Source organism: Neolewinella maritima, from assembly GCF_923081025.1.
GTDB classification, from domain to species: Bacteria; Bacteroidota; Bacteroidia; order Chitinophagales; family Saprospiraceae; genus Neolewinella; species Neolewinella maritima.
On record NZ_CAKLPZ010000002.1, the window covers coordinates 647,529 to 663,250 of the forward strand.

General features: G+C 59.3%; 12 protein-coding genes. All 12 read right to left on the reverse strand.

From position 1 onward, the window contains the following. Positions 1 to 76: 76 nt before the first annotated feature. The gene (locus tag MJQ68_RS11105) at positions 77 to 1,495 is read right to left on the reverse strand and encodes an exopolysaccharide biosynthesis polyprenyl glycosylphosphotransferase (RefSeq protein WP_238751180.1); all 1,419 of its coding nucleotides are present in this window, start codon (positions 1,493 to 1,495) and stop codon (positions 77 to 79) included. Continuing rightward, positions 1,474 to 2,727, reverse strand: a complete 1,254-nt coding sequence (locus MJQ68_RS11110) for a WcaI family glycosyltransferase (protein WP_238751181.1) — start codon at positions 2,725 to 2,727, stop codon at positions 1,474 to 1,476. The genes MJQ68_RS11105 and MJQ68_RS11110 overlap by 22 nt, the downstream gene beginning before the upstream one ends. Positions 2,728 to 2,904: 177 nt before the next feature. Next, positions 2,905 to 3,831, reverse strand: coding sequence for a glycosyltransferase family 2 protein (locus MJQ68_RS11115; protein WP_238751182.1), 927 nt, complete (start codon positions 3,829 to 3,831; stop codon positions 2,905 to 2,907). Beyond that, positions 3,828 to 4,958, reverse strand: a complete 1,131-nt coding sequence (locus tag MJQ68_RS11120) for a glycosyltransferase (RefSeq protein WP_238751183.1) — start codon at positions 4,956 to 4,958, stop codon at positions 3,828 to 3,830. Before MJQ68_RS11120 ends, MJQ68_RS11115 begins: the two co-directional genes overlap by 4 nt. Then, positions 4,955 to 5,974, reverse strand: a complete 1,020-nt coding sequence (locus tag MJQ68_RS11125) for a glycosyltransferase family 4 protein (protein WP_238751184.1) — start codon at positions 5,972 to 5,974, stop codon at positions 4,955 to 4,957. Before MJQ68_RS11125 ends, MJQ68_RS11120 begins: the two co-directional genes overlap by 4 nt. Continuing rightward, a complete protein-coding gene (locus MJQ68_RS11130; RefSeq protein WP_238751185.1) occupies positions 5,964 to 7,292 on the reverse strand; it encodes a hypothetical protein in 1,329 nt (442 codons plus the stop codon). Before MJQ68_RS11130 ends, MJQ68_RS11125 begins: the two co-directional genes overlap by 11 nt. 5 nt (positions 7,293 to 7,297) lie before the next feature. Beyond that, positions 7,298 to 8,527, reverse strand: coding sequence for a glycosyltransferase family 4 protein (locus MJQ68_RS11135; protein ID WP_238751186.1), 1,230 nt, complete (start codon positions 8,525 to 8,527; stop codon positions 7,298 to 7,300). After that, positions 8,524 to 9,702, reverse strand: a complete 1,179-nt coding sequence (locus MJQ68_RS11140) for a glycosyltransferase (protein WP_238751187.1) — start codon at positions 9,700 to 9,702, stop codon at positions 8,524 to 8,526. Before MJQ68_RS11140 ends, MJQ68_RS11135 begins: the two co-directional genes overlap by 4 nt. A 7-nt stretch (positions 9,703 to 9,709) precedes the next feature. Beyond that, positions 9,710 to 10,636 (reverse strand): hypothetical protein, encoded by a 927-nt coding sequence (locus MJQ68_RS11145; RefSeq protein ID WP_238751188.1) that lies wholly within the window; start codon positions 10,634 to 10,636, stop codon positions 9,710 to 9,712. 99 nt (positions 10,637 to 10,735) lie between these two features. Then, on the reverse strand, positions 10,736 to 11,998 hold the full coding sequence (locus MJQ68_RS11150; RefSeq protein WP_238751189.1) for a lipopolysaccharide biosynthesis protein: 1,263 nt from the start codon (positions 11,996 to 11,998) through the stop codon (positions 10,736 to 10,738). Between the two features lie 47 nt (positions 11,999 to 12,045). Continuing rightward, positions 12,046 to 14,403: a GumC family protein gene (locus MJQ68_RS11155; RefSeq protein ID WP_238751190.1), complete on the reverse strand. Its 2,358-nt coding sequence runs from the start codon at positions 14,401 to 14,403 to the stop codon at positions 12,046 to 12,048. Between the two features lie 32 nt (positions 14,404 to 14,435). After that, on the reverse strand, positions 14,436 to 15,218 hold the full coding sequence (locus tag MJQ68_RS11160; RefSeq protein ID WP_238751191.1) for a polysaccharide biosynthesis/export family protein: 783 nt from the start codon (positions 15,216 to 15,218) through the stop codon (positions 14,436 to 14,438). Between the last annotated feature and the right edge of the window lie 504 nt (positions 15,219 to 15,722).

The window sequence follows — 15,722 nt, forward strand, 5'->3', positions numbered from 1 at the left end:
GGACCGATGGATCGGGAAGCGCCAAGGGTAAGGTATGCGGGATTAACTCTAGAGTCGGGTCGTGTAGTGTGTGAGGCTATAGCGCGTTCTCTTCTCCACGTACCGCGTTATAGACCGTCATCACGACACAGCGTATATCCATCAGCAGGCTCCAGTTCTCCAGGTACCACACATCGTACTCGACGCGCTTTTCCATCTTCCAGATTTCGTCCGTGGGACCGCGGTAGCCATTGATCTGAGCCAGGCCGGTGACGCCGGGCTTCACTTTATGACGGATCATGAAGGTGTCAATGATGCGGGCGTACTCTTCCGTATGCTTGATCATGTGGGGGCGGGGGCCTACTACGGACATATCGCCCATGAACACGTTGATGAACTGGGGGAACTCGTCCAGACTGGTCTTGCGCAGGAAGGCGCCCACGCGGGTGATCCGGTCGTCATCCCGGGTAGCCTGCTTGGAGTCGGAGCGTTCGTTGATGCGCATGGAGCGGAACTTCCACATCCGGAACACATTGTTGCGGTAGCCCGTACGTTCCTGGCGGAAGAAGATGGGACCGGGGTCTTCCCGGTAGATGGCGATCGCTACGATCGGCATCAGGATGGGGAAGATGAACAGGATTACCAGGGTGCTCACGACGAGGTCGAAGGTGCGCTTGATCACCTTGTTGCGCAGGGCGGTCAGCGGCTCTTCCTTCAGCGTGAGGATGGACAGATCACCCAGTTGCTGTGACTTGTAGGTGCGGGGAAACAGAGTAGTCTCCCGGGGGGCTACTTCTACGTCGATGAACTGGTTTTCGCAGATTCGCATGATCTCTCGCTCCTCCTGTAGGGTCAGGTCGCTGTGGAAGAAAATAAGCTTATCGATATTCGGCCGGCTCAGCAGGTACTGCTTCAGGTCGTGGTACTTGCCGATATTGGCTACGTTGGCGTGGGGGGTATTGCCAAAGCGACCTACCAGCTCCGCACTGCCGGGGAAGCAGTAGTCGAAGGCCTTGAAGAGTTGCCGCAGGTTCTCCGCCTTGCCTCCTACGATAACGTAGCGAAACTTTTCGAAGGGGCTCTCTTCCCGTAGCCGATGAAACACGCGGCCGGTAGAAATAAGGACTAGCGCGATACCGTGGGCTAGAAGAATGAACGGAGTATAGGGTGCTTCATGCAGTACGTTATAGTAGAATAAGGAGGTGAAGGAAAGTAGGAAGACGAGTATTTTGAAGACCTTGGAGAGCTGTTGCTCCATCCTCACGCGTTCGTACCAGCGGTAGGCGTTGAAGTACACGCACAGCCAGCCCCATGCGATGTTGACAAAAACGACCAGCGCCAGATTGCGCCCGTTGATCACGCTATCGTAGTCGAATACGCCGTAGGTAAGCAGGCTTGCCAGAAAGAACGAAAGGTTGATCAGAATAAAGTCCGTCGCAATCAGATCATACCGATGCGGCGTAGCCCGCATCACCCGAGTATGGGTCGATGCAGCTACCTGTGTAGAGAGTTCCATGAATTGTGTTGTTTAGTGTTCAAAGTCAAAAGCAGTCTAAAATCAGCAAGTATATTTTCTTTGTCTAGTTTGGCGGAGGCAAATTCCTCGGCACCCGCCGCATCCTGCGCACGCGCCCCACTCAGAATTTCCCGTAGCCCGCATTCCAGGGCATCCACGTTTTCAGGTTCTACCAGGGTGCCTAGTCGGTGGGTCTGCACCAAGTCATAGAGCGTGGTGCCCGCTTCGGCCGTTACCAACGCATGTCCTCCTACGGCTAGAATGTTCGTTAGCTTAGAGGGCATCACTAAGTCAGCCGCGGCGCGTTTTTGGAGCACCAGGTGTACATCCGCCGCCGCCAGGGTTGCCGCTAACCGGTCCAGGGGTTGGAGGGGTTTGAAGATGACGTTGGTCAGTTGCATGGCCTCAGCTTCCGCCTGCAGTCTGTCCTTCGCTCCACCCTCGCCGATGATCACAAAAGTGAGGCGGGGCATATCGCGCAGGCGCTGCGCGACGTGTAGAATGCTTTCCAGCCCCTGCTTCTCGCCCAGGTTGCCGGCATACAGAACGATGCAGTCCTCGTCCTCGAACCCCCAGTCGCGGCGGGCGGATGCCGCCTTCGCTACGGGGTAGATGAGCTCCTTGTCCACCCAGTTGGGGAAGAGAATGGTGTCGTCCAGCTTTAACCCCTTCTTAACTACCTTATGCTGCATACCGGTGCTGATCGTCGATACGCCGGACACACTATGCAGTAGCCAGCGCTCTGCCGACTCCAGGATGCGCAGTAGCCAGGGTTGGCGGATGATGCCGAGGTCGCGGGCTGCGTCGACCTGCAGGTCCTGGATGTGATTGACCACCGGAGTACCGTGTAACCAGCGGTGCGGCAGGGCTACATACGGTAGATGAAAGGGTGGACTGATGCACAAAATCATGTCGTAGGGACGGAAATAACGGGGGATCCAGTATCGAAGAGAGCTCAGCACAAAACTGAACTCATGTAAGATACGTCGTACACCCGTCACTTCCGTAGGGACATAAAGGGGGCAGCGGAGTACCGTGACGCCCTCCAGGGTTTCCTTGCGGTACCCACCCCGGTAGGCTTCGGCAACTTCCCAGCGCGGGTAATAGGGCGGGGCGGTAATGACCTCGACCTCATCGCCGGCGGCGGCAAAGAACGCTGCCATCTCTCCCGTGTATTTACCAATACCGGTGAGCTCTGGCGCATAGTTGATGCCGTAGATGAGTATTTTCATATTGAGCTGGTCAGAGGATGCCCTGAGCCGTAAGCCTGGGGAGCCTGAGTAGACACGGACACGTGGACGAAAGTCGACGTGGCAGTCTTAGGCGGTTTATTATCCGCAAAGATAGGTTCTCCACTACGGTAATATATGGGGTCGCAATGGGGAAGGCGCGTGCCTTCCCCCCCCCGGCTACACGATGGAAGACTCCTGGTTCAGAAATAGGTTAATGTCGAGGTCGTACTTTTCTCTGACGACGACCTCGATGGGGCGCGTGCGGATTTCCTGTCGTATTTCGAAGATGATCGAGTCCACCAGGAAGCGAAACCAGAACCCCTGGAGGAAGTGGAAGATGAGGCCTTCCTTACCGTCCAGTACGCCCAGTTTGACCACGTAACGGTGAAAGAGGTACAGGAAGCTCCGCAGGAACAGCGGCGCACGTTGGAATACGCGGCTCTTGAGCCAGCGCCTGCGCTCGATGGGGTTGCCCCACAAATTGGCCTGTACCTCGCCGGTCTCTTCCTGTGCCAGGACGGATTCGACCGCCTCGAACACGGCCCAGCGCGCGTGGCTGACGGTGAAGTCCCGCAGACTGTTCATTACGGTATCTTCCATATCCACGTTGGTACCGGCTACCTCGGTCTTTCCGTCGACTACGAAGTGCTGGTCGTACACCTTATCCTCGCAGTGGCCGAGGTGGCGCCGGTAGAGCCGAAGGTGGTAGATGGGATGGAAGCCACCGTGCTTGATCCAGCGACCCATGAAGATCGTGCGACGGGCAAACATGTAGCCGTCCACGTCTCCCCGATTAGGATCGAAGGATTCGTTGAGCCAGCTGGCCATCTGGGGGGTAAGGGTCTCCCCGGCATCGAGGTGGAGTACCCATTCCCCCTCGGTGGGCAGGTTGGCCTGCGCCCAGTTGCGCTGCGCGGCGTAGTTCTTGAAGACGTGCTGCACGTAGGGGATGCCGCGCTGCTCCAGGATCTCCAGGGTCCGGTCCTTAGAGAATGAGTCGACTACGTAGATCGGTGCCTGCACGGTGGCCAGTGAATCGAGGCATTTTTCGATGTTGGCTTCCTCGTTAAAGGTGAGAATTACAATGGTCAAGGTATGCTTCATGACAAAATCTTTTGGTAGGCGGATTCCCATTCCGCTACGTTGGCGTGAATACTGAACTCGTCCCGGGCAAGCTTCAGGGCGTTGGCATTCAGCTGCTGCATACGCTCGGGGGGCAGCGCTAGGATTTGATCGATCGTCTTGGTGAGTGTGTCCGGGTCGTTGTCGATCCAGTAGCCTGCGTCTCGCTCCTTCAGGATCTCCCAGGGGGTACCGGTGGAGGCTACGCCGGGAGTGCCCTGCGCCAAACCCTCCATGACCACTACGCCGAAGTTCTCCGTATGGGAAGGCATGAAGGTAAACCAGGCGCTGGCCAGGATCTCTTCTTTCTCCCGCCCCTCCAGGTGGCCGAGGAAGCGAATCTTCTGCGTCAGCCCGAGCTGCTCGACCTGTTTGACGAGCTGGTGGCCGTACTCGTTGTAATAATCTCCGACGATCTTGAGGGTGAACTCACTGGCCAGGAAATCCTCCGATTGCGCCAGAGCGGTGATGAGATTCTCGATGGCCTTCTTGGGGTCGATGCGGCCGATGTAAAGGAAAAACTTCTCCTTGGTGGTCTCGATCTGCTTCGGTAGTTCCATGTAGTTCGGGATCTGGATGATCTTGGCATCCGCACCGAAGTGATCGCGGATGTAACCCGACTCGGCATCGCAGGTGGAGTGGAACCAGAGCAGGTCCTTATTGACCAGGGTTTTGATCAGCTTGATGACCGCCATCTTTTTACCGCGCGACCGCTGGAGGATGGCCGGGTCCAGATCACCACGTGACGACCAGAGGATCGGCCGGCCCACGAACCAGGAGTTGATGATCGCCATCACGAAACTAGAGGGGTAGGTGATGGTCGTCAGGTGGAGTACATCGGCCTGCTTGATCTGGGAGAGTGCCCGCAGGATGACCCGCAGGGGCAGGTAGTGAATGGGGTTGTGGGTGTAGATCACCTGACCGTAGTCGGTATCCAGCCAGCGGCTGCGGGGCATGGGTAGGCCCTGCCCCAGGTCGGTGGAGGAGATGATGGCCTTATGCCCGCGGTGGGTCAGGGCCTTGGTGATCCAGTACACGGTATTGTCGGGCCCACCGGTCTGGGCGGGGTAAAAGCTGCCGGTGGGATAAAGGATAGTAAGTGGCTTCAAGATAATTTGGTATAGAGGTCAATGTACTGTTGGGCTACCGCGGCAATAGAATACTGCGCCGCGTTGGCTCTCCCGTTGGCGATCAAGTCAGACCGCAGCTGGTCGTCGTGGATCAAACGGTCGAGTCCCGCCCGTATGGCCTGCACCGAATAGGGATCGACCATAACGGCCCCCTCCCGGGTACCGGCCACTTCACGGTGGGGGGAGAGTGCACTGGTGAGCACGGCCCGGCCCGTAACCTGGGCCTCCAGGATGGGAAGGCCAAAGCCCTCGTAGGTGCTAACGAACGCCAGCAGATCGCAGTCTATGTAACGCTGCCGAACTTCCGCATCGGATAATCCGGTGGCCCAGTGGTAGTCGATGGCCAGTTCGTCCAGTAACGCAATGTCCTGAGGGCGGGGCTGTCCTACGATCTCCAGGCGGCAGGGAAGGCCCTCCAGCGCCCGGGTCAGGCGGAGTAGGTTCTTATTGTCCTTCACGCCGATCTGTAGGATGGTGGGGTAGGCCGTATTAAAGGCTTTAGGCCGGTAGGTGAAGGCTGGATCTACACAGTTGGGAATGAGGTGGATGTTGCCGGGGGAGCAACTGGTGAGCGTCAGCAATTCCTGCCGGGTCTTCTCGGAGATGACGGTGACGGCCGCCGCCCGACGGGCCGGCCACTCGAAGATGCACCAGCGGTAGAACCAGTAGCGTGGGTGCCATTTGGGAAAGCGCAGCAGGGGGTTGCAGTCGTGGATCGTAATAACGGTAGGTCGGCGTAGGCTGAAGATCACCGAATTGACGTCTCCCGTAATGTGGTTGATCGTGGGGCCCTGCCCGTCCGCTTCCTCGTGCACCTGCGTGCCCGCCCACTGATTGTTCTTCCGTAGGTTGGGAAGGGTGTTGTTGTAGTGGGGTAGTTCCAGGCGGTTGACGGTCACTCCCTGCCTGCGGTACTCCACGGCGAGCTGGTCGAACAGGCGTTCGATGCTGAAGGCCGTGGGGTAGGGCTTGCGGAAGATCAGGTTAAGCTGCATGGGAAGAATCGTTCAGGCTGGCAATGGTGAGACCGCCCGCCAGGATGGAAAAGCCCAGGGTCGTGGGGGAGGCCCAGGCGGCCTGAAGTACCTGGAGGAGGCTAAAACTCAGCAGCATGAACGGTAGTGCGTTATCCCGCGTGAGTAAGGCACGAAGACTCGCCAGCGATAGGTGTGCGCCGAGAATGACGCGCAATAGGATCACCGGGATGCCCAGGAAAGGACCCATTTCACCGGCTACCCGTTTCCACTCTTCCTCTGCGACGACAAATTCGTTGGCCCGCCCGTAAAGCGAGGCCCCTACGTTAGTGCCCAGCCCGAGGCCGGCGCCGTACCAGGGGAAGCCCTTCTCTCCGGTAAATGCACCGATCAGCCCCCCGAGGAAGCGATCGCCTAGGGTGCCTTCCAGGCCGCCCTCGGATTTAGAGGCCAGCTCGAAGCGGGTCACGAGTACTTCTACACCGGTCTGGATGAACTCGAAGTTGTACAGAATCGCGGCCAGTAACGGAGTCAGCGCCACACCGATACCCAGGTTGCGTACCGAGCGGCCGCTGCGCAGACTCGCGATCACGAAGAAGAAAATACAGATCAGGAACTGGAAGAAATAGCTGCGACTGATGGACAGCGGGATAGCCGCCAGCAGACAGAGGAAGCCGATCAGTAGCCACAGCTTACTGATCCGTTCCAGGGCACCGAGGAAGTAGAACACGTAGGCGGCCGCCAGGCCGTAGAAGGTAGTCAGACCAGTGGTGAAGGAATACGTGCCGGAGGGGCGCAGGTAGCCCATGGCCCCGTTGAAGCCCGATCCCTCCATGTCGCCCCCGATGCCGCGATTCACCCAGGCCGATTGTGGACTGTAGAACTGCAGGCCGATCAGCAGGGTCATCACCGGCAGGAGGTAAATGATGTAGCGGCCCACCGTCTCCACGTGCTCGCGGGTAAACACATTGCCCATGATGAACAGCAGGAAGAAGTGCAGCAGCAGCGTACGCAAGCCGAACAGTCCGATGTAGAGGTTGCCGTGGGCAAAGGCGATACTGAGAAAAAAGGACAGCACGCCCAGCACCAGCAGGGGGAGGGTATAGGCGTTGAGGAGTCGCCGCCCCGCCGACCAGTAGGCTCCGATGATGACCAGCATCAGGGGGTCGCGGATGATCAGCAGGGGGGTGGATAAGCCCGGCAGGATCCACTTACGCAATCCTCCCTCGAAGAAGAGCAGGAAGATGTACAGGTAGATCAGCCGCCGCGTCAGCCGGTCGGCCGATTGCACGTAGTCGGGTAGCTCGACGTGGGTATTGCGCGGGTAAAGGGCTTGCATAGAGACTAGCGCAGAACGTCCTGTATGGCTACGGCGAGTTCGTGTCCGTAGGCCGACCAGGGGCGCTGAGCGGCACGCCGGGAGGCGGCGCGGCCGACCTCGGCGACCCGCTCGGGACGGGAGACCAACTCGTCGATCTGGTTGATGAGTGCCTCGGTGGATCCCGCTGGTACGATGTATCCGTCCTCACCGTGCTCGATGATGTCGGGCCCGGCGGTACGCTCGGTGGTAATGACTGGTGTACCCTGTGACATAGCCTCCGTCATGACCAGACCGAAGCCTTCGAAGTGGGAGGGGAAGACCAGCAGATCGTGCTCGCGCATGAGGGCCAGGACCTGCTGGTGGGGCATGCTGGGGATGTAGCGGTGCTTGGCCAGGGCGGCGTTGAGGGGGGCACAGTCTTCGGCTACCTTGCGGCCCACTACGGTGAGCGTCACCTTGTCACCGAAGTGATCTACGGCGGCGAAGAGTTCGGCGATGCCCTTGCGCTGGGAGAGTCCGCCTACGAAGAGCAGCCGCAGGGGGCGCTGACCGACGGAGTCGTACTGCCGGTTCTGGATGGGCGTGGGGAAGCCGTAGGGGATGATGTGTACGGGGGCGAGCTTACCGGGATAGTCCTTGAGGGAATCGGCCGTAAAGGTGCTGGCTACGAAGATTTGGTCGCTCAGTTCCAGTTCGCGGTCCTTGCGGGCTACCTTTTCGGGGGAGTCCAGCACGCCCTTGATGGTCGTAGCCCACTCGGGGTACTCGGCGATGGTCTCGTTGAGCATGCGGCGGGCGGTGCGCCAGTAGCCGATCGGCAGGTCGTACAGGGTGGCGATGCCCAGCTGACGGGCCCGCTCGAAGGAGGTGGCCGCACCGTCTTCGTAGGCGTACACCGCTTTGGGCTGCTCCTTGATGAGGCGACCGGCTACGTATTCGTCGATGCTCTGGTAGACGGCGTCTACGGAGAGCAGACCGGTTTCGTGTTGGGTAAGCGAGCGCATCCCGGTCTTGGAGGCGAGCAGGCGGCCCAGCTCCTTCCAGGGATGTACCTGAGTTTTACTGGCTAGTCCGGGAGAAAATGACCGGCGGCTGAAGTCTTCGAGCGGGCCGATCTTGCTGAGCCAGTCGAAGGCATTGCCGGGGTAGGTGGCAATAGCGGTATAGTAGTGGCTGAGGATGCCGGCGGCCTCCATGCCGTCAATAGCGGCACGTAGGTTAGCATTCCCAGTGGGGTGAGAAACAGTAATCATTCGGAGAGAGCTGGGTGGATAAAGGGGTGAGTTACGGATGCCGTACCCGGGACCGCCGTGAGGTCGCGGGCAAAGATAGCGGCGATGTGAGGAACAGCGATAAGCTGAGTATCAAGTGATTGGGCCGCCGCCTGGGCATCAGACAGCGCAGCGGCCGAGAAGGAGGTGAGTACCGCTGCATTGAGTTGCGGCACGAAGAAACTCGGAGTGGTCTCCGTACGCACGGGAGCGGCTACCGGCAGGCGGTGACTCAGGAAGGCGGCCACCGTGCCGCTCTTGCCGATCTCGTGGTGCTTGACGGGGGTGACGCCCAGGTCAGCCTCCGCCAGCCGTCGCGAAAGCTCCGCGGTGGGTAGAAATCCGGTAGGATCTATAGTGGCTTCCGGCAGGGCCTCCTGTAGCGCTGCCGCCGCGTGGGCGACTCGGTCCGGTGCTCCGCCCAGTAGGGCAATGCGTAGTGACGTGTCCCGGCCGGCAAGGTGTCGTTGCAATTGCTGAAGGAACGTGATCACCGCGGGCGGCGTCGCTAACTGACTGAAGAAGGCAGCGGTATAGATCCGATCATTCCCGGATCCGGGCGCGGAATATCCCTGGCCACTTACGTTGGCGAACAGGGGCAGGGGACTTACTTCGGCTCCCTCTGCTTCCAGGTGTGCCCCGTAGGCCGGCAGGTGCGTATGTACGACGCGGGCGGCATAGGCGGAGCTCAGTAAGTAGCGTACGGACTGCCGCTCGAGGTGGTGAATGAACTGCTCCTTGGGCTGGAAGCCCGGGTGGGGAGTGATCCAAAGTTCGTGAAACATCAGGTGGCGGGCGGCCCGGCTACGCAGGCGGGCTAGTACGTAGAGCAGGCCCGCCGGAAGGCCGTATTTGTTGTATCCGTGGGGGACATACTGTAGGCTGATCCAGTCGGGCACGTAGCGGTCCACTTCCTGCTGCAGGAGCCGTGCGCGATCGGTGACCGGACTAGCGTAGGGGATGCGGAAGGTGGGTACGGCCGTTTGCCCACTGGTCTGGTCTTCCCGCCGGGGCTTGCTGACTTCCTTATCGTAGAGACTTACAAGGGCTACTTCATTGCCGAATGCGCGCAACTGGGCAGCCAGGCGGCGGGTGTAGTCGCCTACGCCGTCACGGCCGGGGACCAGTGAGCCACAGAGGAAGAGAAGCTTAGCCATGGTGCTATCAGATGCTCTTGTAGAAGCGGCCGCCGAAGCGCAGCATCTTCAGTTGGGCTTCCATCCACTGGACCTTGCCGGCGGAGACGGGTTGTAGTTCTGAGCCGTTAACATGCTGCCAGAAGATCAGGTCGGCCTCCCGGGGGGGACGTCCGGCAAAGAACTCAGGGATGAAGTTGCGGGTCCAGGGCTTGGGGCCGATGGGATGGTGCATCAGGCGCAGGCCGTAAATGAATCCCATGGCTTCCGGGCCGATGGGAGAGATGGGCTGCTCGGTGATCATGGCGGCCAGGTTCAACGAATCCTGATTGGTGCTGAGTACGACGGCCGTGCGGTCGAAGACCCGGAACTGGTTCATGTCGCCGCTGTGGGGCGAGAGCATGGCAAAGGCATCGTTCCAGTCGTGAATGAACTGCTTGGTCTCCCGCGTCCAGCCCAGGAAGCCACTGTTGTAGTACTCGTCCAGTTCATTGACCACCTCGCGCCCCTGCGCACGCGCAATTGCCGCCCACTGCTTGCGGATGGGGTGGTAGCGGTGAAAGTGAAAATTGACGTCGCCACACAGGGCGATGCCCTGCCGGGCCCACTCCCCGTAGAAGCTCATGCGGCTATTGACCACGATATCGGAGTCGAAGAAGTAGTATTCGCTCGCATCGGGGGCCAGGGTCTCAGTGACGTGCAGAAACCACTTTGGTTTCTCGTGCACCATGTGCAGGCTTCCGTTGAGTTCTACCAACTCGACCTGTAATCCTGAAGGGGTAGAAAAGGACTTGCCGTGCTGCGAATTCTGCAGGGGGGGGAGCCAGTCCGGTAGGGCCTCCCGGTACCCGACGATCACCTTGTCGATATGCGTGCCCTGCGCCACCACCGAGTTGAGGAGGGCGGCCAGACCTAGGAAATAGTCACGTTCGGCGAGTGTGGTAAGGATCTTCATAACATGCGTGGACGCTTAGATGGAATCTCTTAAGTAGAACAGAAAACCGCAGGATAGCGTCTCCCTTACCTGCCGGTAACGTGCACTACGGGCTTTAGGTTAGGAGCCCTCCGTACTCCAGTCCACTTTCACCAGCGTCTGGTAGAGGAAATCGACTACCCGGTACACCAGGTTGAGGATGGCTCCGTAAATGGAAAAGAGGATCACACCAGCCAGTGTGGTGTAGTCCACCAGGAAGTACAGGATCAACACCTGACTCACAACGTTGACCAGAATGAATAGGTACGGGTTAGGGATAATACCGCGCGAGCTTGCCAACATGTAGCCCACTCCGCTGACGAGCATGATACAACTACTGATCGTCATTAGGACGACCTCGTAGTCCAGGTTCATGTACTGCCCCCCGAGGATCCAGAGGAATACATTGGGGAAGAGGTACACGGCCCCTACGATAAGGACGGACACCCCCGTGAGCAAAGCCAGCACCTGAAAGAAGCGGAGGATCACGGTCTTCTTATCCGACGGCAGCCGGGCGTAGCGCGGCACGATCAGCATGTCGACCGATAGCTTCACCAGTGACAGCAGCATCATGAGGCGGGAGAGCGCCCCGATCTCGGCTACGCTATCCGTATCGCTGAAAAAGGCAACGAGCCACACGGTGATCTGCCCCGAAATGCAGTAGTAGATGCTGCCGGGCAGGATCTTTTTGACCTTGGCCATGATCCGCCTGCGGTACTCGGCGGTAGGTGCTGCCTTCCAGTTGGCCTTCTTGAGCGACAGCTTGCGCAATTGTATGTTACTCACCCACTGCCCGATGCTCGAAGCCAGTATCGCCAGCGAAGCCAGGGGAAGGAAGTGTAGCAGCGGGAGGGTGAGCACGAGCCGCACCACATTGAGCTGCACGTTGATCTTGAGCAGTTCGTTGATGTTCTGGTGGAGCCGTGGTACGATCTGAAGCAGCGAGCCGGACAGAGCTGCCAGGAAGGCGGGGATCAGACAGAGGATGAGTAGACTCGACTCCCACCACAGGAGGCCCTGACTGTGCAGTAGGTAGTAAAGCACCGGTATGGAGACCAGCAGACTACCGATAGCAAACTGCCGGCGCATCTGCATGCCGGTGGCCAGGATTGCCCCCAGTTCGTCACGGTCCTTCCACTCCTTGCCACCTTCGGCCATGACACCGGTAGAGATACCGCCGTCAGCCAGCACCGTCATCGTGCCCAGCATTGTATTGGCCAGGGTATAGTAGGCGTACTGCTCCTGCGAGAGAATGCGGATGATGTAGATGCCGACCAAAAACCCTAGGCCCTGAATGAGGATCTGCGCCCCCCCGGTCACCCCGATGAGTTTCCCCCACTTCATGATCAGGGGGAACCGATTACGTAAAGCTGCAAGCATTCAGAAGCTGGTTATTCGTAGTAGCCGTAGCCGTAACCGTAGGCGGCCTTAGGGTCGATGCCATTGATCACCAGGTTGATCCGGTGTAAGTTACCGGACGTAGCCAGCTCATTGATGTACTGCATGCTCTTCTTCGGTGTCACGCCGATACGGGCTACGAACAGCGTAACGTCTACGTGGTCCTTCATGAGTAAACCGTCGGTCACGATCCCGACCGGCGGAGCATCCAGGATGATCACGTCGTAGTCCTGGCGCAGCCGTTCCATCAGGGTACCCATCCGCTCCTCCGTAAGTAATTCCGCCGGGTTGGGGGGCAGCGGACCACTGGGGATGATCCACAGCCGCTCGTAGGGGGTGGGGGTGATGATCTCCTCGTAGGTCGACTTGCCCACCAGGTAGTTCGATAGCCCTACGTTGCGGTTTGTTTTAGATTCATCCAGTACCATCTCGGCCAGTTTCGGCTTGCGCATATCCAGTCCTATGACCACGACACGCTTCTTGGTCAGGGCTAGCGCGGCGCTGAGTTTGGAAGAGATGAAGCTTTTGCCCTCCCCGCTGACGCTGGACGTGATCAACACCGTGGCCGCCGGCCCGTCGGGCAGCAAAAAGCCGAGGTTGGTCCGCAGTTGCCGAAACGATTCGGCCAGGGCGCTGCGGTTGTTCTCGATCATCTGCAGAGACTCCTTCTTGGAGCTCGTCACTACACGGCCCACGATGGAGTAGGGCAGGTAGTCCGTAATTTCCTTTTCGGTCACGACGGTCTTACCGAACAACTCGCGCAGGAAGATCGCACCGGCGGGCACGATCAGCCCCATACCGAAGGCCATCAGGTAGATCATCGGGCGGTACGGAGAGATGGGGTTCGATCCACTAGAGGCGCGGTCCAGAATGCGGGTGTTCGATACCTGGGCGGCTACCGTCAGCGCAGCTTCTTCCCGGCGGGTCAGCAGGTAAGTATACAGGTTGCTCTTGATGGTCTGGTCACGCATGATCTCCAGAAAGCGCTGCTCGTTGGCCGGTAGCCGGCTTAGTTTGCGCTCGATGGGTGCCAGACGGGCCTTTAGGTTGGCGATGCGCTCGTCACTCTCCTGCTTGAGCACATTCACACTGCGCATGATGGTGCTCTTCTGCACATCCAGCTGTTCGGTAAAACTCGCCACCGTGGGGTGGTTGAGGGTCACGCCCTCCAGGGTCTGATCGCGCATGAAGACGATCTCGTTGTACTGGGTGATGAGCTCCGTCAGCACCGGCGGGATCACCTCCGAGGCCAGTGGCAGGGCCCGGTAGTCGTTGCCCTCGGTCAGGGTAGACTCGATATCCTGCAGCAATCCACGCCGCACCTGCTGCTCGGCGAGCAACTGATCTACGGTATTGACCCGTGCCAGGTAATCGGCACCCTGCGTCTGCAGGTCCACGTTCAGGTTAGCGCTCTGGCGAAACTGCGCCATGGAGGTCTCCACCGCATCCAGCTCCTGCGTCACGAAGTCGAGTCGCTCGGTGAGGAAGGCCAGCGTCTTAGCGCCGGTCTGGCTCTGCTGCTCCAGGATCTGCTGCTCGTACACGGCCACGAGCGTATTGAGGATATCGCGGGCCTTTTTCGCTACCGGATCGGTAAGCGACAGGTTGACCACGCCGGAGCGTTCGACCTGGGTGACCGTGAGCTCGCCGGCGTACTTCTTGGCGACCAGGGCGGGGTCCATGACCTCGATCTCGTACAGGGATACCGCATCTTCGATTTCCCTACCCGCCACGCGTTCCAGGCGGTAGCTGCGGGTACCGATCGGGAACGATTGGTTGTAGCGCATCGTGGTAGTATCGCCATCACCGCGTACCAGCGAGAACTCCTCCGGACTATCGAAGCGCACGAATACGGCGCCGTACTTGACTAGCTCCGGATCGGCCTCCCGCACGGTGTCCGTACGCACGAGTTGGTAGTCTTTGGGTTGGTAGACCTCCGTATTGCGTACCGCGCCCTGGTGGATGTATGCCGTATGTAGCCCCAGTGCACGCACTACCCGCTCCATCATGTAGTTGGAGCGCAGCATGTAGATCTCGTTGTCGATCACGTAGCTGTTCTGGAAGCCCAACTCCTGCGTAATAGCCTCGGTGGAGAGTCCGGGCGTGCCCGAGCTTTGCTCCTCGATGAGCATGGACATCTTCGCCTCGTAGATGGGTGTGGTGTAGCGCAGGTACAGGAAGGCCAGCGTGAGTGCCACGCCGATGGCCAGCACGAACCAGATCCAGTTGCGCAGGAAGCGTTGCACCAGCGCCGCGTAGTCCATGCCCACTGCCGGGGCGAAGCCTCCCGTGCCGCCACCGGTTCCGGGGGGACGCAGCGGGGCGGCGAAGTTTTCAGGAACGTTTTTCATAGTGTTGTCGGGTTAGCCAGTAGGGCATTGCCTTATCTTCCGCGGGTGAGCGCGATAATGAGACCCGCCACGGAGATCACGGGGGTGATATAACTTACGAAGCGCTGGGCGGGATCCTGCACCGTAGCCGTACGGGCCCGGATCGGCTCTACGTAGATGACATCGTTCTGCTTGAGGTAGTAAAACTCCGAGGAGAAGATCTCGTCATTTTGAAAATTGAGTCGTTTGTAGCTGCGCTCGCCATCCTGCTCCCGTACCACCAGCACCGAGTTGCGGTTGGCGTAGTCCGTCAGGTCCCCCGCCAGGCCGATGGCCTCCAGCACCGTCACCCGGCTATTGGGCAGGGCGATCACGCCGGGCTGGGTCACCTCTCCGATCACCGTCACCTTGAAGTTGAGGTAGCGTACGTTGACTACTGGCTCCACCAGGTAGCTTTCCAGTTTGCCGCGGATCAGGAACTGTAGCGACTCTACCGTTTGCCCGGCGGCCTCCACCCGGCCCAGCAGGGGCAGGTCGATGAAGCCGTCCTCGTCCACCAGGTAGCCAGAGAACAACTGTAGGTTCTGGTTGCTCACCTGCCCGAGCCCGCCGGTGAGCGCCTGGTCGTTGAAGGGCAGTGCCGCATCTGGATTGACGCTTATTACCTGGATGCGCAGCAGGTCCCGCGGCTGGATGTGCAGCGTCAGCGCGTTGTCGATCGTCTCGATCCGCTCCCGCTCCGCCTCAATGCTTTCGAAATTGACCAACTCGCTATACGAAACGCAACTGCTGCACAGGAGGAGAAACAAGAGAGATACAAAGAGGAGTGGGCGCATACGGGAAAGGACTTGGGGCAACAAAGATAGAACACGCACGCCTCCGGCCTCTATGTGTCGGGGCGGCACACTATCGGGGTAAAGACAAGGAGGTCGATACGCTTCCCGTTCTGATGGGTGGCATCGTATCGTAGCGGACAGGAGGACGTTAGTTGGGTACTAGTTGATGAGTAGCGTACAGCATAAGCGGTAAGCACAGTTTGGGAGCCTGACAGCGTCCGGATGCGACGGGGTTCCCGCTGATTAACGGCACCTAGCGCGAATTTGGTACGCTGGATGACCGGAAGCTGTACCGCCGGGTCCTCTGACAGCGGGGCGGGGCCGCAGGTGCGGGGCAATTGGCGGTGAACTGACAAATACGCACATCACTCCCCCATACCGCCGGATGTAGCGACTGCTACTAAACAGCGGGGCAGGGGGATCGTTAGGTCAGAGGTGAAAAGAGGTCGCGAAATAAATCTGTTGCCCTACCGCCCCCGTATTTCACCGTGTATTCACTCGGTT

Excerpts from the sequence above, each read along its gene's own strand:
- MJQ68_RS11105 (WP_238751180.1), bottom strand. The coding sequence starts at position 1,495 with ATGGAACTCTCTACACAGGTAGCTGCATCGACCCATACTCGGGTGATG.
- MJQ68_RS11110 (WP_238751181.1), bottom strand. The coding sequence starts at position 2,727 with ATGAAAATACTCATCTACGGCATCAACTATGCGCCAGAGCTCACCGGT.
- MJQ68_RS11115 (WP_238751182.1), bottom strand. The coding sequence starts at position 3,831 with ATGAAGCATACCTTGACCATTGTAATTCTCACCTTTAACGAGGAAGCC.
- MJQ68_RS11125 (WP_238751184.1), bottom strand. The coding sequence starts at position 5,974 with ATGCAGCTTAACCTGATCTTCCGCAAGCCCTACCCCACGGCCTTCAGC.
- MJQ68_RS11130 (WP_238751185.1), bottom strand. The coding sequence starts at position 7,292 with ATGCAAGCCCTTTACCCGCGCAATACCCACGTCGAGCTACCCGACTAC.
- MJQ68_RS11135 (WP_238751186.1), bottom strand. The coding sequence starts at position 8,527 with ATGATTACTGTTTCTCACCCCACTGGGAATGCTAACCTACGTGCCGCT.
- MJQ68_RS11140 (WP_238751187.1), bottom strand. The coding sequence starts at position 9,702 with ATGGCTAAGCTTCTCTTCCTCTGTGGCTCACTGGTCCCCGGCCGTGAC.
- MJQ68_RS11145 (WP_238751188.1), bottom strand. The coding sequence starts at position 10,636 with ATGAAGATCCTTACCACACTCGCCGAACGTGACTATTTCCTAGGTCTG.
- MJQ68_RS11150 (WP_238751189.1), bottom strand. The coding sequence starts at position 11,998 with ATGAAGTGGGGGAAACTCATCGGGGTGACCGGGGGGGCGCAGATCCTC.
- MJQ68_RS11155 (WP_238751190.1), bottom strand. The coding sequence starts at position 14,403 with ATGAAAAACGTTCCTGAAAACTTCGCCGCCCCGCTGCGTCCCCCCGGA.
- MJQ68_RS11160 (WP_238751191.1), bottom strand. The coding sequence starts at position 15,218 with ATGCGCCCACTCCTCTTTGTATCTCTCTTGTTTCTCCTCCTGTGCAGC.